Below are 19563 nucleotides of genomic sequence, written 5' to 3'. Positions count from 1 at the left end.
TCTCCAGCCCGTCCGGCGTTTGAGGACAAGGGGGTCTGGGGGCGCAGCCCCCAGGGACGGGACGGGAAGGGGCGGCGGGGGCGATTCCCCACCGCGCCGCGCACCGCGCTACCCGCGCCCCCGCGCACGCGCAGCCCGCGCCACAGTCACCACAGCCTTCTCCAGGGCGTACTCCGGATCGTCCCCGGCCCCCTTCACCCCCGCATCCGCCTCCGCGACCGCCCGCAACGCAACAGCAACCCCATCCGGCGTCCACCCCCGCATCTGCTGCCGCACCCGATCGATCTTCCACGGCGGCATCCCCAACTCCCGCGCAAGATCCGCCGGCCGCCCCCCACGCGCGGACGACAGCTTCCCGATCGCCCGCACCCCCTGCGCCAACGCACTGGTGATCAGCACCGGCGCCACCCCGGTCGAGAGCGACCACCGCAGCGCCTCCAGCGCCTCGGCCACCCGCCCCTCCACGGCCCGGTCGGCGACGGTGAAGCTGGACGCCTCGGCCCGCCCCGTGTAGTACCGCCCGACGACGGCCTCGTCGATGGTCCCCTCGACGTCGGCGGCGAGCTGCGACACCGCGGACGCCAGCTCCCGCAGATCACTCCCGATGGCGTCGACGAGCGCCTGGGAGGCCTCGGGGGTGGCGGACCGCCCGATCGCGCGGAACTCGCTCCGCACGAAGGCCAGCCGGTCCGCCGGCTTCGTCATCTTGGGACAGGCGACCTCCCTGGCCCCGGCCTTGCGCGCCGCGTCCAGCAGGCCCTTGCCCTTGGCGCCACCGGCGTGCAGCAGCACCAGCGTGATCTCCTCGGCGGGCGAGCCGATGTACGCCTTCACGTCCTTGACCGTGTCCGCGGACAGGTCCTGCGCATTGCGTACGACGACGACCTTGCGCTCGGCGAACAGCGAGGGGCTGGTCAGCTCGGCCAGCGTCCCCGGCTGCAACTGATCAGAGGTGAGGTCCCGGACGTCGGTGTCCGCGTCCGCGGCGCGCGCGGCCGCCACGACCTGCTGCACCGCGCGGTCGAGCAGCAGATCCTCCTGCCCCACCGCGACGGTGAGGGGAGCGAGCGGTTCGTCGTTTGCACTCTTCCTGGCCATCGCGCCAAGCATCCCACGCGCCACTGACAACCCCCCGCCCAGCGGCTCATCAAGCCCCTGCGGCGGGCGGGCACTTCAAGCCCCCGCTGCTCAAGCCCCTGCGGCGGGTGAGCATTCCAAGCCCCTGCGGCGGGTGAGCATTCCAAGCCCCTGCGGCGATTGAGCAGCGGGGTTCGGGGCGGAGCCCCGAGTCCTCACCGGGGACGGCCTCGCGGCAACAGCCCTATGGCTCCTCGCGCCAGCCGTCCCACTCGCCCGCGAACCCGTCCAGCGCCTCGGCGGACAGCCGCCCCTCCGCGTCCTCGACGACCAGCAGCCACTGCGCGTCCTCGGCGTCGTCCTCACCGGCCAGCGCGTCCCGTACGAGCTGGGGTTCCTCGGCCACCCCGAAGCGCTCCCGGAGCGCCTCCGAGGCCTCCTCCGCGGCGTCCCGGTCGGGCAGCACCAGTACGTGTCTCACATCGCTCACGCCACCATTTTCCGGCACACCGACGGCGCCGCACGCACGGGGTCAGCCCTTGAGGACGACCACGGAGTCAGCCCTTGGGCACGACCTGTATGTCGAGCTCGATGCGGACGCTGGAGCCGACGACGGCGATGCCCCTCGCCAGCATGGTCTGCCAGCTCACGGTGAAGTCGTCGCGGTGCAGCTCCGTGGTCGCCCGGCAGGCGGCCCGAGTCTCGCCCTCCATGCCGGTGCCCACGCCCAGGTACTCGGCGTCCAGCGTGACCGTCCGGGTCACACCGTGCAGCGTGAGCGCCCCGGTGATCGCCCAGCGGCCGCCGCCCCTGTGCACGAAGCGCTCGCTGTAGAACTCCAGCGTCGGGTAGCGCTCGACGTCGAGGAAGTCGGCCGACCTGAGGTGGTCGTCGCGCATCTTGACGTTCGTGTCGATGGACGAGGCGTCGATGACGACGTGCATCGCGGAGTCCTCGACCCGCTCGGCCACCCGCAGCACACCGGCGAACGTGTTGAACCGGCCGTAGACCCGCGCCATCCCGATGTGCCGCGCCGTGAACCCGATCGAGGAGTGCATCGGCTCGACCTCCCAGTCCCCCGGCGTCGGCAGCGCCGGAGGCGCGGACACCTGGAGCGTGACGTCACCGAGCGCCGCCTGCTCGCCCTCGGCCACGGCCGCCCCGCCGCGGAACGGCGCGTACCCCTCGGCCGACACGGCGAGCCGATAGTCCCCCGCGGGCACCGTCGCCACGAACGAGCCGAACGGGTCGACGCCCCCGCTCACCACCTTGCGCCCCATCGCGTCGTTCACCGAGAACTCGGCGCCGCGCACCGGCTCGCCCACGGCGTCGATGATCCGGCCGCTGAGCACCCCCGCGCCCGGCGGCATCGCCCTCCCCCCGCGAGAACTCGAATCTACTGACCGGTTAGTACGGTTTCTCCGCCGGAGTCCGAACATGCCCTACCCACCCCAGAACGCCTGGACAACTACCTGATCTGCTGCATTCGACAAGCATTCGATCATCGTGGGCAGTTTCGAGGCAACATGCGCCCACATGACAAGAACGCCGCCCTGAGCAGCATCGACCGCGCTACGGGGCGACCCGGAGCTCCCCACCACCCCCTCCCACGACCGCCACCGCCCCGTCCCGGTCCGTCCTGAGCACGGCCGCACCGCGCGCCCTCAGCGCCGCCAGCGTGCTGGGTGCCGGGTGGCCGTACGGGTTGTCGCGGCCCACCGAGATCAGCGCGACGCGCGGCGCGGCCCTGCGCAGCAGTTCCGGATCCTGGTAGGCCGAGCCATGATGGGCGACCTTGAGCACGTCGACCGAGGGCAGCCGGGCCCCGGCAGGCGTTCTCAACAGGGCGCGCTGCGCCGGGGGTTCGAGGTCGCCGAGGAGCAGCAGGGTCAGCCCCGCGACGCGGACGAGCAGCGTCACGCTCGCGTCGTTCGGCCCGTCCGGCGTCGGGGCCGGGGGCAGGCCGGAACCCGCGCCCGCGTCCGGCGGGGGCCACAGCACCTGCCAGTCGAGCGGCCCCGCCCTGCGCCGCTCCCCCGCCACCGCGCGCACCACCGGGACACCGCGCCGGGCGGCCTCCCTCCGCACGAACGCCACCTGGTCCGGCGGCTCCTCGAACCCGGTCGTCTCGATCTGCCCCACGGCCCTCCCCCGCAACACCCCCGCGAGCCCGGCCACATGGTCCGCGTGGAAGTGCGTGAGCACCACCGCCGGGATCCGGGTGACGCCCAGCGAGCGCAGGCACCGGTCGACGAGCAGCGGATCCGGGCCCGCGTCCACCACCACTCCTGCCCCCGCCCCCGCGTCGAGCACCAGGGCGTCGCCCTGCCCCACGTCGCACATGGCCAGACGCCAGCCGGTCGGCGGCCAGCCCGTGACGCCCCGCACGAGCGGCGCGGGCCGCGTGACCGCCAGGACGAGCAGCAGCGCACAGACCCCGCAGATCCACGGCGACGCGAGTGCTCTGCGCCCCGCGAGCACGAGGACCGCCGTGCCGAGCGCGAGCAGCGCTCCGCCGCGCCAGCCACCCGGCCAGTCCACCCCACTGCCGGGCAGCGCGGCCCCGGTCCGGGCGAGGTCCGCGATCCATCCGGTGGGCCAACCGGCGCACCAAGCAAGGGACTTCGCCACCGGCAGCGCGAGCGGCGCCGCCGCCAGCGCCGCGAACCCGAGCACGGTCGCGGGCGCGACCGCGAACTCCGCGAGCAGATTGCACGGCACCGCCACCAGGCTCACCCGCGCCGCCAGCACCGCGACGACCGGAGCGCACACCGCCTGCGCGGCAGCGGCGGCCCCCAGGGCCTCGGCGAGCCGCCCGGGCACCCCGCGGCCACGCAGCGCCGCGCTCCACCGCGGGGCCAGCGTCAAGAGCGCGCCGGTGGCGAGCACCGACAGCAGGAACCCGTAACTCCGCGCCAGCCACGGGTCGTACAGGACGAGCAGCAGCACCGCCGTGGCCAGGGCGGGGATCAGGGATCTGCGGCGCCCGGTCGCCACGGCGAGCAGCGCGATCAGCCCGCACGACGCCGCCCGCAGCACGCTCGGCTCGGGCCGGCACACCACGACGAAGCCGAGCGTGAGGACCCCGCCGAGCACCGCGGTCGTCCGCAACGGCAGCCCGATCCGGGGCGCGAGGCCGCGCCGCTCGACGCGTTGCGCCGTACCGGGCGGGCCGATCAACAGGGCCAGCAGAATCGTGAAATTAGCCCCACTAACCGCCATAAGGTGCAGCAGGTCCGTCTCCTCGAAGGCGGCATGCAGCTCCGGTGTCACGCGCGCCGTGTCGCCGACGACGAGCCCGGGGAGCAGTGCGCGCGCGTCCGCGTCGAGCCCTCCGGTGGCCTCGCGCAGCCCCGCCCGCAGCGCCCCGGCCACCCGCTGCGACCGGCTCGGCGCCGCCACGACCCGTGCCCGCTCCTCGCTCCCGACCCGCAGCACCGCCGCGACCCGGTCCCCCGCGACCATCGGCGGCGCGAGACTCCCCCGCACCCGCAACCTGGTACTCGGCAGCACCGCCAGCCAGGAACTGCCGCGCACCTGCGTCGACTTGCCGGGCGCACGCGCGGACACGGAGCCCGTCCCCTCTCGGCCTCCACCACGCTCCCCGCCCCCTCCGCCCCCTCCATGTTCCTTGTCCCCTCTGGCGTCCCCCTTGCCTCCCGCGTTCACCAGGACCAGCACGGGCGCCCGCGTCCGCACCGTCTTCCCGCCCGGCCCCGTCACCCGCACCGCATCCGCCTCCACCAGCACCGACGCCGGTGCCGCGTGGTCCCCGCGGATCCGCGGCCGGGTGCGCCGAGGGTCGGAGGTCACCTCCAACTCGACGTCCACGGGGGCGAATCGGGCCCCGAGCTCGGGCACGGGGCCGCGCCGCAGGTCGGCCCCGTGCAGACCGGCGGAGGCCGCGGCCGCGGCGGTGCACAGGAGCAGCGCCGCCGCCGAAGGACCGCGCCAGGACCGCGCCGCACTCCCGGCCCCGCCGCGCCCCGCGATCAGCAGCCCCGCCCCACCGAGCGCACACGCCACCGCCACGAGCCCCGCCCACCACGGCGAACCGGTCACCGTCAGCGCCGCCGTGCCCCACGCCGCCAGCGCGGGCGGCACCAACCTCAGGTCCGGCGGCCCCTCTTGGCGAGGATGCGCGTCGCCGAGTCGCCCCACCCCGGCCGACGTCTCCCGGTCACCCCTCACGACCGCGCGACGCATGACCGGGCGATTCGTGACCGGGCGATTCGTGACCGGGCGGCTCATCGCCGTGGCCGGACGATCCATGGCTGGGGGATTCGCGGCCCGGCGGTTCATGGCCCCGCGGTTCATGGCCCCGCGATTCACGGCCCGGCGGTTCATGGCCGCACGGCATTCTGCAGATCCTCGAAGCGGCGATCGCCGATGCCATTGACCTCGCGCAGTTCGTCGACGGAGCGGAAACCGCCGTGCTCCGTGCGGTAGTCGACGATGTGCTGCGCCAGTACGGGGCCGACGCCCGGCAAGGTGTCGAGCTGTTCCAGGGTGGCCGTATTGAGGCCGATCGGGCCCGCCGGGGCCGACGCTCCTGCGGACCCGCCCGACGGCGCGGCGGCGGCCGCCGCCGCGGGCTCGCCCACCTGGACCTGCTCGCCGTCCACGAGGAACCGCGCCCTGTTGAGCCCCGCGGTGTCCGTACCGGGGCGCAGCCCGCCGGCCGCCCGTAACGCGTCCGCGACGCGGGCCCCGGCGGGCAGCCGATGGATCCCCGGCCTTCGCACCTTTCCGCTCACGTCCACGACGATCCCGGCGGTGCCGCTCGCCACGGCCCCCGGCCCCACCGCGGTCGGCGAGGCGCCACCGCCAGGGGGCGGCCCCACGGCTCGCGGCGCCGCCGCCCGCACCGTCTCGGGCGCCCGCACCGGCTGCGGGCGCCCCGCCCAGAAGTGCTGCACGGCGAAGAGCCCCACCACTGCGACGAGGACGCCCAGCGCCACGGCCCCGCGCCGCTCGACCCCGCACCGCGTCTGCACCCACAGCGGCAGCCGGTCCCGCAGGGCGAAGGCCGCACGCTCCCGCCGCGAGGGCGCCGGGGCCACGGCGGGCTCGACCGGCGGCTCTGGCTCGCGCGCCCACGACGGAACGGGAGCCGCCCGTGCCGTACCCCGCATCTCCCGCTTCGGTGGCGCGAACAGCGCCTCCGCCCGCAGCCGGGTCCGCTCCGCCTCGACACGCCTGCGCCGAGCGCGCCGCCGCACCACGTGCCGCTGCCGGGCACGGCTGTCCGATGCGGCGCCGCGCCCCGGCCCGCTCGATGCGTTTGCCGTCCGTGCCCGTGATCGAAGTTCCATGTCACGAGACGGTAGGCACCGCGCCGCCGACTAGTGGATCTTGCTCAATTTCCGGGGACAACCCACCAGTTGTGGAAAACTCCGTCACCCACGTAGGGCGACGGAGTACGCGTCGCCCTACGTCCGCGGCGAGACCACGGCCCCCAGCAGTCCCGGTCCCGTGTGCGCCCCGATCACCGCACCCACTTCGCTGACATGCAGCTCGGCCAGGCCCGGCACCTGCTCGCGCAGCCATCCCGCGAGCGCCTCCGCCCGCTCCGGCGCGGCCAGATGGTGCACGGCCACGTCGACCCGCGCGCTGCCCGCCCGCTCGGCCACGATCTCCTGCAGCCGCGCGATCGCCTTCGACGACGTACGGACCTTTTCCAGGAGTTCGATCCGGCCGCCGTCGAGCTGGAGCAGCGGCTTGACCGCGAGCGCGGACCCGAACAGCGCCTGCGCGGCGCCGATCCGGCCGCCCCGCCGCAGATAGTCCAGCGTGTCGACGTAGAAGTACGCCGAGGTGCCCGAGGCCCGCTTCTCCGCCGCGTTCACCGCCTCGTCGGCGGTGCCCCCCGCGTCGGCCGTCTCCGCCGCCGCGAGCGCGCAGAAGCCGAGGGCCATGGCCACCATCCCGGTGTCCACGACGCGCACCGGGACCGGGGCCTCGCGCGCGGCCAGCACCGCGGCGTCGTACGTCCCGGAGATCTCGGCGGACAGGTGCAGCGAGACGATGGCGGTGGCGCCGGACTCGGCCACCTTGCGGTAGGTCTCCGCGAACAGCTCCGGGCTGGGTCTCGACGTCGTCACCGACCGGCGCTTCTGCAGCGCCTCCGCGACCGAGCGGGCGGAGATCTCCGTACCCTCCTCGAGCGCCCGGTCACCCAGGACCACGGTCAACGGCACCGCCGTGATGCCGTGGCGCTCCATCGTCCACTGCGGCAGGTAGGCCGTTGAATCGGTGACGATCGCGACATGGCGGGACATGCACCGGAGATTACCTGCCGCGGTCTCCCGGCGGCAGCCCGGCCCCTGTCTCCCGGCCGTCGGCCGACGTGGTCCCGCGGGCGATCAAGTCGTGCTCTCCGGACGGGGTTTCTTCTCCCACGGATACACGGGGCGTACACCTGGCGGAGTGATCGCGGCCCGGTTCTGCTCCCGACCCCGCCCCTGCCCGCGGTCCGTCCGCGGCTCCTCCCAGGCGGCCCCCGGCTCGGACCCTGTCCCGGATCCCGCACCCGGTCCCGGCTCGGTCGTCCAGTGCCTCAGCGCCCCGGCCTCCAGGTCGATCTGCGAGCTCAGCGCGTCCAGGTCGTCGCTCGCGAACCGGCCGGCCCGGTCGCGGGCCGCGTGCCGCAGCGCGTCGGCGGACCGTGTGATCTGCTCCGTGCGCGTCCTGAGCTCCGGCAGCACCCGCGCCACCTGCCCCTTGTCGGGCTCGCTCTCCAGGCGCTTCAGCTCGGCGTCCACCTCGTGCCCGTGCGCGCTCAGGCGCTCGAAGAGGCCGAGGGACTCCTTGAGCGAGGAGTCCTCCGCCACGCGCTCGTGCAGCGCGTCCTGCGTGGCCCGCATGGAGGTGCGCAGATGCAGCCGCAGTTGAGCCAACTCGGCTGCCGTGCCGGGCTGCACATAGCTCTTGGCGCGCAGTGTGGTGTCCTCCACCGCCCGCCGCGCCTGCTCGACCTTGCGGTCCACCCCGCGCTTCGCCGCCCCGACCGCCTTCACCGTCACGTACCCGCCGAACGCCAGGAACGCGACGAAGAGCAGCGCAATGATCACAAGCACAATATCCATAGCGCTCTCTCCTCCAGGTCGCCCCGCCGGGCCGCTCTCTCCACCGTAAACGGAGCGGGCAGGCCGAGGGTTCCAGCAGAACCCCCAACCTGCCCGTAGGGAACAACCCTGAGCCGTGGGACCGCGGCTACGCGGGCACGATGTTCACCAGCTTCGGCGCCCGCACGATCACCTTGCGGATGCCGGCGCCGTCCAGCGCGGCGACGACCTTCTCGTCGGCCAGGGCGATCTTCTCCAGCTCCTCGTCGGAGATCGCCGGGGAGACCTCCAGGCGGGCCTTGACCTTGCCCTTGATCTGGACGACGCAGGTCACGGCCTCGTCGACCGCGTACGCGGGGTCGGCGACCGGGAACTCCTGGTGGACGACGGAGTCGCTGTGGCCCAGCTTGCGCCACAGCTCCTCGGCGACGTGCGGGGCCAGCGACGCGACCAGCAGCACCAGGCGCTCGGCGACCGAACGCGGCAGCGAACCTCCCGCGTACGACTTGACCAGGTGGTTGTTCAGCTCGGTGACCTTGGCGATCGCGGTGTTGAACCGCATGCCCGCCAGGTCACCGCCGACGCCGTCGATCGCCTTGTGCAGGGCGCGCAGCGTGGCCACGTCGATGTCCGCCTCGGGCACGTCCACGACGGTGACCTCGCCGGTCTCCTCGTCGACGACATTGCGCCACAGGCGCTGCAGCAGCCGGAACTGGCCGACCACCGCGCGCGTGTCCCACGGCCGGGAGACGTCCAGCGGGCCCATCGCCATCTCGTAGAGACGCAGCGTGTCCGCGCCGTACTCGGCGCAGATCTCGTCCGGCGTGACGGCGTTCTTCAGGGACTTGCCCATCTTGCCCAGCAGCCGGGAGACCTTCTCGCCCTGGTAGTAGTAAGCGCCGTCGCGCTCCTCCACCTCGGCGGCCGGTACGGCGATCCCGCGCGCGTCCCGGTAGACGTACGCCTGGATCATGCCCTGGTTGTACAGCTTGTGGAACGGCTCGGCCGACGAGATGTGGCCCAGGTCGAACAGCACCTTCGACCAGAAGCGCGCGTACAGCAGGTGCAGCACGGCGTGCTCGGCGCCACCGACGTACAGGTCGACGCCACCGGTGGGCATGCCCTCGCGGGGGCCCATCCAGTACTGCTCGATCTCCGGGTCGACCAGCTTCTCGCTGTTGTTCGGGTCCAGGTAGCGCAGCTCGTACCAGCAGGAGCCCGCCCAGTTGGGCATGGTGTTGGTCTCGCGGCGGAACTTGCGAGGGCCCTTGCCGTCGCCCAGGTCCAGCGTGACGTTGACCCAGTCCTCGTTGCGCGACAGCGGCGTCTCGGGCCTGGTGTCGGCGTCGTCCGGGTCGAAGGTGCGCGGGCTGTAGTCGTCGACCTCGGGCAGCTCCAGCGGCAGCATCGACTCGGGCAGCGCGTGGGCGATGCCGTCCTCGTCGTAGGCGATCGGGAAGGGCTCGCCCCAGTAGCGCTGGCGGCTGAACAGCCAGTCGCGCAGCCGGAAGTTGACCGTGCCCGCGCCGATGCCCTTGCGCTCCAGCCACTCGGTCGTGCGGGCCTTGGCGTCGGCGACGCCCAGGCCGTCCAGGGAGATGTCCTCGCCGCTGGAGTTGACCAGCTTCGCGTCGCCCGAGACGAACGCGTCGTCCCACGTGGCCGGGTCGGTGCCGCGCTCGTCCGAAGGCTGCACGACACAGCGCATGGGCAGCTCGAAAGCGCGCGCGAAGGCGAAGTCGCGGCTGTCGTGCGCCGGGACGGCCATGATCGCGCCGGTGCCGTAGCCCATCAGTACGTAGTCGGCGATGAAGACCGGCACCTGCTCGCCGCTGACCGGGTTGATCGCGTACGCGCCCGTGAAGACGCCGGTCTTGTCCTTGGCCTCGGCCTGGCGCTCGACGTCGGACTTCGAGGCGGCCTGCTTGCGGTAGGCGGCGACGGCCTCGGCGGGGGTCGCGTGACCGCCCGTCCACACGTCGTGGGTGCCCTCCGGCCAGGCGGCCGGGGTGATCTTCTCGACCAGCTCGTGCTCGGGGGCCAGCACCATGTAGGTGGCGCCGAACAGGGTGTCCTGGCGGGTCGAGAAGACGGTGATCTTCTCCTCGCCGGAGCCGGAGCCGGAGCCGGCACCCTCGGCGGACGGTACGGCGAAGTCGATGCGCGCGCCCTCGGAGCGGCCGATCCAGTTGCGCTGCTGCAGCTTGATCGCCTCGGGCCAGTCCAGGCCGTCCAGGTCGTCGATCAGGCGGTCCGCGTAGGCCGTGATGCGCATGTTCCACTGGCGCAGCTTCGACTTGAAGACGGGGAAGTTGCCGCGCTCGGAGCGGCCGTCTGCGGTGACCTCCTCGTTGGCCAGGACGGTGCCCAGGCCCGGCGCCCAGTTCACGGGCGCGTCGGAGGCGTACGCCAGGCGGTAGTCGCTCAGGATGTCGGCGCGCTCGGCCTCGCTCAGGCCGCCCCAGTCGCCGCCGCCGGGCACGGCCCGCTCACCGGTCTCGAACTGCTTGACCAGGTCGGCGATCGGACGGGCCTTCTTCAGGTCGTCGTCGTACCAGGAGTTGAAGATCTGCAGGAAGATCCACTGCGTCCACTTGTAGACCTCCGGGTCGATCGTGGCGAACGACCGGCGGTTGTCGTGCCCCAGGCCCAGGCGGCGCAGCTGCGCCTTCATGGTGGCCATGTTGGCCTCGGTCGACGTGCGCGGGTGGGTGCCCGTCTGCACGGCGTACTGCTCGGCGGGCAGGCCGAACGCGTCGAAGCCCAGGGTGTGCAGGACGTTGTGGCCGTTCATCCGCTGGAAGCGCGCGAAGACGTCCGTGGCGATGTAGCCCAGCGGGTGGCCGACGTGCAGGCCCGCACCGGAGGGGTACGGGAACATGTCCATGATGAACTTCTTGGGCCGCTCCGCGACCTGCGGGTCGCCCGCCAGGTCACCGCTCGGGTTCGGCGCCTCGTAGGTGCCGTCGGCGTCCCAGAAGTCCTGCCAGCGTGCCTCGATGTCGGCGGCCATGGCCGCCGTGTAGCGGTGCGGCGCGACCGCCGCCTCGGAAGCGGTGGCGGTGTTCGTCTCGCTCATGATCCTCAAAGCTCCATCGATCGTGTCTGCCAGCGGCCCGTGCCCAGGAAATGAAAAAGCCCCTCGCACAGGAGGGGACGCCGCGCCGATTCCGACCACTCACCCCGGGGGCGGGTCGGGACTGATCAGCGCGGCTCGCTAAGCAGAAGGCGTACGGCACGCATGGCGTCAGGGTACCGCAGCCTCCACTCCGCCTGCGACGGGCTTCCCCGCGGCCCACCGCACCCCACGGGTTACTCGGCGTACCGCCCCCTATCGGGACAACGCAAAGACCAAACATCTCGTAGATAACAGCGAGATAACTCAAACCTCGTACTGCCCGGTATGCCTCGATCTAGAGTGCGGGCCGTGGGACCACCGTGCCGAACCGTTCGGAGTCACCCCCATGAACCCTCGAACCCCCCGCTCCCTGAACTCCCTTCGCACACCGGGGAGTTCAGTCACCCCCGGTGCCAGCCGTCGTAGGAGAACAGGGCTGCTCATCGCGGGAATCGTCCTCCTGTTACCCGTGCTCGTGTCCACCGGCGGCGACGCTCTGCGGACGACGCTCGACTTCGGTGCGGGCGTGCTCTGCCTGGTCTCGCTGACCTCGTCCGTCGTCTGGGGCCTGGTCGCCTCCGACCGGGTCTTCCTCACCTCGCGGCAGCGGCTGCTCGCACAGGCCGTGCACCGGATCACCGCGGTCTCCTCGCTGGTCTTCCTGCTGCTGCACATCAGCGTGAAGCTCGCGCTCTCGCACGTGACGCTGCTCGGCGCGCTGGTCCCGTTCTCCGGGGGCTTCATCGGCAGCGCGGGCCTGATCGGCCTGGGCGCGACCGCCGGACTCCTCATGGTCGCCACGGGCGTCACGGGCGCGCTGCGCAGCTCCATGGCCTCCCGGCTCGCCACCCGCTGGCGCGCGACCCACATGCTCGCCTATCCGGCCTGGTGCTTCGCCCTCATGCACGGCCTGTACGCGGGCCGGCCCGCGAAGGCGTACGTGACCGTCCTGTACTGCCTGGCCCTGGTCGCGGTCGCCGGCGCGATCGCCCTTCGGGCGTCGCCGCAGGCCGTGCGGCGCAAGGTGGCGGTGCGCATCCTCGAATTCCTGGACGCGGGACCACGCGCGAGCGGCTCCAGGCGGGCCGGCTCTCCCCTCCCGCAGCCCCGCACGGAGCCCGCGCCCGCCGCTCCCCAGCCCCGTCCTGAGCCCGCCCCGCGGCCCGCCTTCGACCCGCCTCCCCCGACGCAGGCCGACATCGGCTTCGCGGCCGCCTACCGCGCGGTGTCCGCCGTCCCCCGCTCGGAGCTGCCCACGCAGTCGGTCCCGTACCTGGAGCAGTACGCGGAGCCCACGGCATCCGCGCCCACCGAGCGCTGGCCCGCCCCTTCCCCGCCACCGCCGGCCCAGGCCCCGCCCTCCCTGTACGACCCGACGTACGACACCCCCTACGGAGGCGTGCCCGGCTACCCCGCCTCCTACGGGGACGGCACGAACAGCGGCGCCTACGAAGGGGGCCACGAAGACCTCCATGGGGGCCTCTACGCAGACCTCTACAAAGAAGCGCCCGATCCCACCGAACCGCTCCCCGGCCCCTACCAAGCACCCGCTTCCGGCGAGCCCTGGACCACGCCCTACGGAGGCACGCAGTGAACACCGCACTGCCCGACGTCCCGGAAGTCCGGGTCGTCGGACTTCCCCAGCTCACTTCGGGGTTCGACCTCGTGGAGCGGCTCGACCTCGACATGCACCTGAAGGTGCACGGACCGCTGGAAGCCATGGCGGGCGAGCCGCTCGCGCGGCTGGCCCAGGCGATATCCCTGCGCGGCCGGGGCGGCGCGGGCTTCCCCTTCGCCAAGAAGCTCCGCGCGGTCGCGGAGTCGGCGATCCGGCGCGGAGTGCGCCCGGTTGTCGTCGTCAACGGCAGCGAGGACGAGCCGGCCTGCCGCAAGGACACCGTGCTGATCAACCGGGCCCCGCACCTGATCCTGGACGGCGCCCTGCTCGTCGCGGAGGCGATCGGCGCGCGCACACTCGTCATCGGCGTGACCCGCGACAGCACCGAGGCGTCGATGCAGGCGGCCCTCGCCGAGCGCGGCCTGACGAACCGTCGGAACGCACCGCTTCGCGCACGCGTGCAGCGCAATCCGGTGCGCATGGTCACCGGGGAGTCCTCGGCCCTGATCCGCTCGGCGGACGGCGGCCCGCCCATGCCGCCGGGCCGCAAGGTCCGCGCCTCCGACTCCGGAGTCGGCGGTGCCCCCACGCTTTTGTCGAACGCGGAGACCTTCGCCCAGCTCGCGATCGCGACCCGCACGGGCGCCGAGCGCTACTGCCGCACCGGTCTGCACGACGAGCCCGGCACGGTCCTGCTGACGCTCTCCGGGGCGGTCGCCCGCCCGATGGTCCTGGAGGTGCCGTCCGGCGTGCCGCTGCGCTACGTACTCCAGCTCGCGGGCGCTCCCCCGCTCCCCCAGGGCGTCCTCACGGGCGGATATCACGGCAAGTGGCTCGACGGGGTCGGCGCGCAGGACGCCATCGTGTCCCGCGCCTCCCTGGAGGCCTCTGGCGGTGCGCTCGGCGCCGGGGCGATCCTGCCGATCGGCCCGGACACCTGCCCGCTCGGCGAGGCCCTGAAAGTGGCGCAGTGGCTGGCCTCGGAGAGCGCGGGCCAGTGCGGCCCCTGCTACCTGGGACTGCCCGCTGCGGCGCGCGGCCTCGAGGACGTGCTGAACGGAGGCGGCCCGGCCGCCCTGGAGGCGCTGCGCGAGGTCACGCGCGCGGTGAAGCGGCGCGGGGCGTGCAAGCACCCGGACGGTTCGGCGGCGTTCATCGAATCGACGATCTCGGCTTTCACCGACGACCTGGCCGCGCACGTTCTGGGCGCCGGCTGCGGCCGCCCGGTACTCGGTGTGCTGCCGCTGCACGCGGAGGCGCCGGCGAGCCCGACGTCCAGCGGGAAGCGGCTCGCCGTCGACTGGACGCTGTGCCGGGGCCACGGCCTGTGCGCGGACATCGTGCCGGAGCTGCTGCAGTTGGGCCCCGACGGCTTCCCGACGGTCGCGGAGGCGGCCGTGCCCGGCTACTCGGAGGCGAACGCGGTGCGGGCCGTGCGCCGCTGCCCGGCGCTGGCGCTGCGGATCGAGGAGGACGCCTCGGCGGCCGCGCAGGACCGCAGGCCGTCGCGCCCCGCGCTCCCGCCCGGCCGCAGCCGCGCCCGGAGGTAGCGGGTCACATACCTGGGCCACGGTCACGTACCTGGGTACATACGAAGACGGGCCATCCGAATCGGATGGCCCGTCTTACATTTCTGTGGAGCTAAGGAGAATCGAACTCCTGACCTCCTGCATGCCATGCAGGCGCTCTACCAACTGAGCTATAGCCCCATGCTTTGGTTCCCCGGGGCTTCCCTGTCGGTCTCCCCGGCGGCGTCGCCAACATTACACGGTCACCAGGGTGCATCACCAAATCGTTTCCCTTCCGCCCCCTTCTGTATGGAAAAGTCGCCCTTGACGACTACTAGTGTTCCCTCATGTGACTGTGCTCGCCCTGCCCCGCACCCGCCACGCACCGGCTGCGCTCGGAGCCTGCCTGCTCTCGTTCGCGGCCTTCGTGATCGCCCAGCGCGCGGCCGACGTCTCGATGATCGATCTGATGGTCTACCGGGCGGAGGGCTGGACGGTCCGCACGGGCGGCGACCTGTACGCGATGCGCGCGACCTACGCCGATCTGCCGACCACCTACCCGCCGTTCGCCGCGCTGCTGTTCCTGCCGCTGACGTTCCTGGACGTCGTGACCATGAAGGTCGCCGCGACCGCCCTGAACCTCGCCCTCCTCTTCGGCTTTGTGCACCTCTCCTTGCGCCTCGTGCGACGCCACGCGCGCGTGGAGCACGCCTTGTGGGTGGCGGCCGCCGCCGTGTGGTGCGAGCCGGTGTGGACGACGCTGCGCTACGGGCAGGTCAACCTGCTGCTCGCCGTGCTCGTCCTGTGGGATCTGACGCGCCGGCCGGGGCACCGCTGGGCGGGCGTGGGGATCGGCGTCGCGGCGGCGATCAAGCTGACGCCCGCGCTGTTCGCCGTCTTCCTGCTGTGCACGGGGCTCGCGCAGTTGGCGCGGCGCGGGGCCTGGCGGCCGTGGGTGCGCGGGGCCTGTGTGGCGGTGGGCTCGTTCGTCTGCGTGACCGTGCTGACGGCCGTCGTCCTGCCGCGCGACTCCCGGCACTTCTGGACGCGGACGGTCTTCGAGTCGGACCGCCCCGGCCACGCCGAGGAGACCGGCAACCAGTCGCTGCGGGGCGTACTGGCCCGGCTGCTGCACACCGGGGACCCCGGGGTCTGGTGGACCCTCGCCGCCGCCGTGACGGCCATCGCCGGGCTCACGGTCGCGGTCGCGGCGGCGCTGCGCGGGCGCCTCGCCCAGGCGACGGTGGCGTGCGCGACGACGGCGCTCCTGGTCAGCCCGGTCTCGTGGTCCCACCACTGGGTGTGGTGCGTGCCGTTGGCGCTGCTCGTGTGGGAGTCGGGCCGTCAGAAAGCCGCGCTCGCCCTGGCCTTGACGTTCTGCGCCTACGCGCTGTGGTGGGTGCCGCACACCGACGGGCGGCCCGAACTCCACCAGAACGCGGGGGAGTCGATGCTTTCGGCGCTCTACGTAGGAGTGGCCTGCGCCTTCCTGGCGTACTCCGGGCTCAGGCTCTGGCGAACGAGTAGAAGCGTTTGAGCGTGCAGTGCTCGTCCAGGAGGCGGCCGTAGATCGGCTCGCCCTCCAGCTCCCGGTACGTCTCGATCGGGTCGCCTTTTATGATCAGCGCCCGCGCGCATTCCTCGCACCAGTACTGGTAGTCGGGGTTCAGCGGCTCCATGTCGCGCACGATGGGCGTGCCGCTGCCGCACCAGTCGCACTTCCTCCTGTGTGCACCCATGTGTTCCGCTCAGCTCCAGCTGTGGCCGCAGGCCGTGCACACGTACGAGATCCCGCCGTTGTCGCCGAGCATCTGGGCGACGTGGGAGGAGCCGCAGGACGGACAGTCGAGGGACGGGACTTCTTCCGAACCGGCCGGGGGCTCAGCGGGTATCGCTGCCATGCCGAGGAAGCGATCGGCTTCCTCGTTGATGCTCAAGGGCATCGCGCACTCCCTCCCCAGCGGGCCGCCTTCGTCGGTCGGACACAGCCCCGTTCCGGCCGTCCGATTCTGCCACGGCGGAAGCGACCCGGTCAGCGACGCCCGCGTACCAGTCCGGACACGACGTCCGCAGAGGTATACGCCCCGGACGCCCCGGCATCTCAAACCCGCCGCAAAATCGGCAACGAAAAATCCCGCCCCTTACGGGACGGGATCTCTGATTCCTGTGGAGCTAAGGAGAATCGAACTCCTGACCTCCTGCATGCCATGCAGGCGCTCTACCAACTGAGCTATAGCCCCTCGCGTTCTTCCCCCTCCGGGCTTTCCCCGGCGGGCCGAACAAGAAGAACTTTAGCCTGCGACCTGCCGGAAAGTGAAATCCGGCCCCAGCGCCCCTAGTCGTCGTCGCCGAGGACCGGTTCCGGCAGCGTGCCCGCGTTGTGCTCAAGCAGCCGCCAGCCGCGGGCGCCCTCGCCGAGGACGGACCAGCAGCAGTTCGACAGGCCGCCGAGCCCCTCCCAGTGGTGGGCCTCCAGGCCGAGCAGCCGGCCGATGGTGGTGCGGATGGTGCCGCCGTGACTGACCACCACGAGCAGGCCGTCGTCGGGCAGCTTGTCCGCGTGCCGCAGCACGACGGGAGCGGCCCGGTCGGCGACCTCGGTCTCCAGTTCGCCGCCGCCGCGGCGCACGGGCTCGCCGCGCTTCCACGCCGCGTACTGCTCGCCGAAGCGGCCGATGATCTCCTCGTGCGTGAGGCCCTGCCACTCCCCCGCGTACGTCTCGCGCAGGCTCTCGTCGTACGAGGCGTCGAGGCCCGTGAGCGCGGTCAGTTCGGCGGCGGTGGACGCGGCCCGATCGAGGTCGGACGCGACGATCGCGTCCGGCTTCAGGGAGGCGAGCAGCCGGGCGGCACGGCGGGCCTGGGCGACACCGGTCTCGGTCAGCCCGATGTCCGTGGTGCCCTGGAAGCGGCGCTCCAGGTTCCACGCGGTCTGGCCGTGCCGCCACAGGATGACGCGCCGCCCCCGGGAGGTGCTGGTCACAGCACGTCCTCGGCCTCGGCCTCGGCGGCCCGCTCCTTGGCGTGCTCCTCGCCCTTGCCGCGGGTGGCCTTGGCCTCCTCGGGCAGGTCGATCTCGGGGCAGTCCTTCCACAGCCGCTCAAGGGCGTAGAAGACGCGCTCCTCGCTGTGCTGGACGTGGACGACGATGTCGACGTAGTCGAGCAGGATCCAGCGGGCGTCACGGTCGCCCTCGCGGCGCACCGGCTTGGCGCCGAGCTCCTTGTTCAGCTTCTCCTCGATCTCGTCGACGATCGACTTGACCTGGCGGTCGTTGGGCGCCGAAGCGAGCAGGAAGGCATCCGTGATGGACAGCACATCGCTGACGTCGTAGGCGATGATGTCGTGCGCGAGCTTGTCTGCGGCCGCCTGTGCGGCGACGTTGAGGAGCTCGATGGAACGGTCGGTGGCGGTCACTACAAGGCTTTCCGTCGGCGGTCTGAATCCCCTTCGAGATTCCTCAGGGGGGTACCACAAGGGTCTCACGGTCCGCCGACACGCCTCACGGCCTTACCGGTGGCCCCACGCGCGCGGGCGCCGGGCCACCGGTGGGCGGTCACTGCCCGGTGTAGTCCCGGCCCAGCACCACGGAGACGTCCGCGTTCCTGGCCGCCTTGCCCTTCGCCACGGACGACGTCGGCAGGCCCAGCGTCTTGGCGACCTCTACGGCGTCCTTCTTGTGCGAGGCGTCCGCGTACGTGACCCGGGAGGTCGCGATCGCCGTTCCGGTTCCACCCGATACGAACGTGTAGCCGCCGTTGACCAGGGCGACGCGGGCCTTCTCGGTGCGGGCCTTGTCACCCGTGGCGTTCTCGATGCCGACGCGCGGCGAGTCGCCACTGGCCGGGGACTTCACGGTGCCGCCGAGCACGTTCTCGACCACGGAGTCCGCGGTGGAGCGGGAGATGGCGCCGCCGCGCTGCACCGGCAGCACCTCGCTCTTGTAGTCGCCCTCCTTGGCCCGGTCGGCGAGCTTGGCGAGGAAGGCGCCGAGGTCCTTCTCGGTCAGCGACGGGTCGAGGATCTGGGCGAGCGTCTGCACCGTGGTCGTCGCGGCCTGCGGGTCCGACGACAGCTTGCGCAGCACGCCCTGCATGACCTGCCCGAACCGGCTCAGCTGCGCGGTCTGCGGCTCGCCCTTGGCCCGGTACGTCGCGTACGCCACGGCGGCCGGGCCGCTGAGGGTCTGGTCCGCGCCCTTGTGGACGAGCACGGTGCCCTTCTTGGCGGGGTCGGGCACGCTCGTGTCGGTGCTGACGTCGATGTTCCCGACGAGCTCGACGAGGTTGTTGAGGTACGGGGTGTCGAGCCGCCAGGTGCCCTGGATGTCGGTGCCGAGCAGGGTGTCCAGGCCGTCGCTCGTGCCGGAGGAGCCGTCCTCGTCGACGGACTTGGCGAGTGTGGTGCCGGTGCCGTCCTCGTCCGCCAGGGCGAGGGAGTTCGGCAGCAGGACGGAGGTGGCCCGCTTCGTGGTGGTGTTGTTCACGAGCAGCGCCGTGGACGTCCCCCCGCCCTTGGTGTTGTGCAGGTGGACGACGATGACGTCACGGTTCTGCGGACCGGTCGCGGCGGCCGCGCCCGCCTTCGCCGCGTCCTTCGACAGGAACGGCAGCTTGTCCTGGGACCAGAGGTAGCCGGCGCCGCCGACCACGCACAGGGCGAGGACGACGACGAGGGCGACGCCCCGGTTGCGGCTGCGGCGCCGCGCCTCCTCGCGCCGCTCGGTGCGCGACTCGGTGAACTTCAGCCAGTCGATGACGTCTTCGGAGTCCTCGTCCGGCTCCTCGACGAACTCGAACTGCTCGGTGCGGTAGTCGCGCTCGGGGTGCGGGGCCTGCGGCGGCGCGGGCGCCTGAGCCGGCTGCGGGGCCTGCTGCGGGATGTACGCCGTGGCCTGCTGGGGCTGAGGCTGGTACGGCTGCTGGGCCTGCTGCGGCGCTCCGCCGTAGGTGTCGTACGAAGGGGCCTGTTGGGACTGGTAAGGCTGCTGGGGCTGCTGCCCGGTCGGCTGCTGCTGCTGCCCGGTCGCGTACGGGTCGTAACCGTATCCGTACGGGGAGTTCTGGTCGTACGACGGCGCTTGCTGGACCGGCCGGTAGACCGGCCGGCCGGACTCGTCATATCCGACCAGCTCGTAATTCTGCTGGTCGTAACCGTCGTATCGGTCGTTCACCG

At 72.4% G+C, this 19563-nt stretch carries 16 protein-coding genes and 2 tRNA genes; 3 read left to right on the top strand and 15 right to left on the bottom strand.

Annotated elements, in window-relative coordinates:
• Positions 1–108: 108 nt before the first annotated feature.
• The 8 genes from holA to leuS all read right to left on the bottom strand — a co-directional run bounded on the left by holA (position 109) and on the right by leuS (position 11223).
• Positions 109–1098 carry a DNA polymerase III subunit delta gene (holA, locus tag ACIRHA_RS34770; protein WP_403854146.1) on the bottom strand — a complete coding sequence of 330 codons (990 nt, stop codon included), beginning with the start codon at positions 1096–1098 and terminating at the stop codon, positions 109–111.
• 223 nt (positions 1099–1321) lie between these two features.
• Positions 1322–1567 (bottom strand): hypothetical protein, encoded by a 246-nt coding sequence (locus tag ACIRHA_RS34765; protein ID WP_403854144.1) that lies wholly within the window; start codon positions 1565–1567, stop codon positions 1322–1324.
• A 67-nt stretch (positions 1568–1634) separates the two neighbouring features.
• Positions 1635–2447, bottom strand: a complete 813-nt coding sequence (locus ACIRHA_RS34760) for a YceI family protein (protein WP_403854142.1) — start codon at positions 2445–2447, stop codon at positions 1635–1637.
• Positions 2448–2649: 202 nt separating this feature from the next.
• Entirely contained in the window at positions 2650–5283 is a 2634-nt protein-coding gene (locus ACIRHA_RS34755; RefSeq protein WP_403854140.1) for a ComEC/Rec2 family competence protein, read from the bottom strand.
• A 137-nt stretch (positions 5284–5420) separates the two neighbouring features.
• Positions 5421–6392 carry a helix-hairpin-helix domain-containing protein gene (locus tag ACIRHA_RS34750; RefSeq protein ID WP_403854138.1) on the bottom strand — a complete coding sequence of 324 codons (972 nt, stop codon included), beginning with the start codon at positions 6390–6392 and terminating at the stop codon, positions 5421–5423.
• Between the two features lie 117 nt (positions 6393–6509).
• Positions 6510–7358: a DegV family protein gene (locus tag ACIRHA_RS34745; protein ID WP_403854136.1), complete on the bottom strand. Its 849-nt coding sequence runs from the start codon at positions 7356–7358 to the stop codon at positions 6510–6512.
• 84 nt (positions 7359–7442) lie between these two features.
• Entirely contained in the window at positions 7443–8165 is a 723-nt protein-coding gene (locus ACIRHA_RS34740) for a hypothetical protein (protein ID WP_403854134.1), read from the bottom strand.
• Positions 8166–8292: 127 nt separating this feature from the next.
• Positions 8293–11223, bottom strand: coding sequence for a leucine--tRNA ligase (gene leuS / locus ACIRHA_RS34735; protein WP_403854132.1), 2931 nt, complete (start codon positions 11221–11223; stop codon positions 8293–8295).
• 508 nt (positions 11224–11731) lie between these two features.
• Between leuS and ACIRHA_RS34730 the strand changes: the two genes are divergently transcribed.
• Together ACIRHA_RS34730 and ACIRHA_RS34725 are read left to right on the top strand one after the other, a co-directional pair.
• Positions 11732–12856, top strand: coding sequence for a cytochrome b/b6 domain-containing protein (locus ACIRHA_RS34730; RefSeq protein ID WP_403854130.1), 1125 nt, complete (start codon positions 11732–11734; stop codon positions 12854–12856).
• Positions 12853–14430 carry an NADH-ubiquinone oxidoreductase-F iron-sulfur binding region domain-containing protein gene (locus ACIRHA_RS34725; RefSeq protein ID WP_403854128.1) on the top strand — a complete coding sequence of 526 codons (1578 nt, stop codon included), beginning with the start codon at positions 12853–12855 and terminating at the stop codon, positions 14428–14430. Before ACIRHA_RS34730 ends, ACIRHA_RS34725 begins: the two co-directional genes overlap by 4 nt.
• A gap of 86 nt (positions 14431–14516) precedes the next feature.
• On the opposite strand, the gene ACIRHA_RS34720 is transcribed toward ACIRHA_RS34725, so the two are convergent.
• Positions 14517–14589, bottom strand: a tRNA-Ala gene (locus ACIRHA_RS34720).
• Positions 14590–14737: 148 nt separating this feature from the next.
• Here ACIRHA_RS34720 and ACIRHA_RS34715 point away from each other — a divergent pair.
• Positions 14738–15925 carry a glycosyltransferase 87 family protein gene (locus ACIRHA_RS34715; RefSeq protein ID WP_403854126.1) on the top strand — a complete coding sequence of 396 codons (1188 nt, stop codon included), beginning with the start codon at positions 14738–14740 and terminating at the stop codon, positions 15923–15925.
• Here the strand turns inward: ACIRHA_RS34715 and ACIRHA_RS34710 are convergent.
• The 6 genes from ACIRHA_RS34710 to ACIRHA_RS34685 form a co-directional block, all read right to left on the bottom strand.
• Positions 15894–16127, bottom strand: a complete 234-nt coding sequence (locus tag ACIRHA_RS34710) for a hypothetical protein (protein WP_266719727.1) — start codon at positions 16125–16127, stop codon at positions 15894–15896. The two genes, ACIRHA_RS34715 and ACIRHA_RS34710, sit on opposite strands and share 32 nt — an antisense overlap.
• Positions 16128–16136: 9 nt before the next feature.
• Positions 16137–16331: a hypothetical protein gene (locus tag ACIRHA_RS34705; protein ID WP_403854124.1), complete on the bottom strand. Its 195-nt coding sequence runs from the start codon at positions 16329–16331 to the stop codon at positions 16137–16139.
• 224 nt (positions 16332–16555) lie between these two features.
• Positions 16556–16628, bottom strand: a tRNA-Ala gene (locus ACIRHA_RS34700).
• 95 nt (positions 16629–16723) lie between these two features.
• Positions 16724–17371: a histidine phosphatase family protein gene (locus ACIRHA_RS34695; protein WP_403854122.1), complete on the bottom strand. Its 648-nt coding sequence runs from the start codon at positions 17369–17371 to the stop codon at positions 16724–16726.
• A complete protein-coding gene (rsfS, locus tag ACIRHA_RS34690) occupies positions 17368–17805 on the bottom strand; it encodes a ribosome silencing factor (RefSeq protein ID WP_403854120.1) in 438 nt (145 codons plus the stop codon). The genes ACIRHA_RS34695 and rsfS overlap by 4 nt, the downstream gene beginning before the upstream one ends.
• A 139-nt stretch (positions 17806–17944) precedes the next feature.
• Entirely contained in the window at positions 17945–19561 is a 1617-nt protein-coding gene (locus ACIRHA_RS34685) for an LCP family protein (protein ID WP_403854118.1), read from the bottom strand.
• Positions 19562–19563: the final 2 nt, after the last annotated feature.

Origin of the sequence: Streptomyces sp. NPDC102360, assembly GCF_044766085.1 — a bacterium.
Lineage (GTDB): Bacteria > Actinomycetota > Actinomycetes > Streptomycetales > Streptomycetaceae > Streptomyces.
Note: the sequence above shows the minus strand (reverse complement) of the source record. Positions and strands in the feature narration are given on the sequence as shown.

Coding starts and splice junctions, on each gene's coding strand:
- holA (WP_403854146.1), bottom strand. CDS start 1,098: ATGGCCAGGAAGAGTGCAAACGACGAACCGCTCGCTCCCCTCACCGTC.
- ACIRHA_RS34760 (WP_403854142.1), bottom strand. CDS start 2,447: ATGCCGCCGGGCGCGGGGGTGCTCAGCGGCCGGATCATCGACGCCGTG.
- ACIRHA_RS34755 (WP_403854140.1), bottom strand. CDS start 5,283: ATGCGTCGCGCGGTCGTGAGGGGTGACCGGGAGACGTCGGCCGGGGTG.
- ACIRHA_RS34750 (WP_403854138.1), bottom strand. CDS start 6,392: ATGGAACTTCGATCACGGGCACGGACGGCAAACGCATCGAGCGGGCCG.
- ACIRHA_RS34745 (WP_403854136.1), bottom strand. CDS start 7,358: ATGTCCCGCCATGTCGCGATCGTCACCGATTCAACGGCCTACCTGCCG.
- ACIRHA_RS34740 (WP_403854134.1), bottom strand. CDS start 8,165: ATGGATATTGTGCTTGTGATCATTGCGCTGCTCTTCGTCGCGTTCCTG.
- leuS (WP_403854132.1), bottom strand. CDS start 11,223: ATGAGCGAGACGAACACCGCCACCGCTTCCGAGGCGGCGGTCGCGCCG.
- ACIRHA_RS34710 (WP_266719727.1), bottom strand. CDS start 16,127: ATGGGTGCACACAGGAGGAAGTGCGACTGGTGCGGCAGCGGCACGCCC.
- ACIRHA_RS34705 (WP_403854124.1), bottom strand. CDS start 16,331: ATGCCCTTGAGCATCAACGAGGAAGCCGATCGCTTCCTCGGCATGGCA.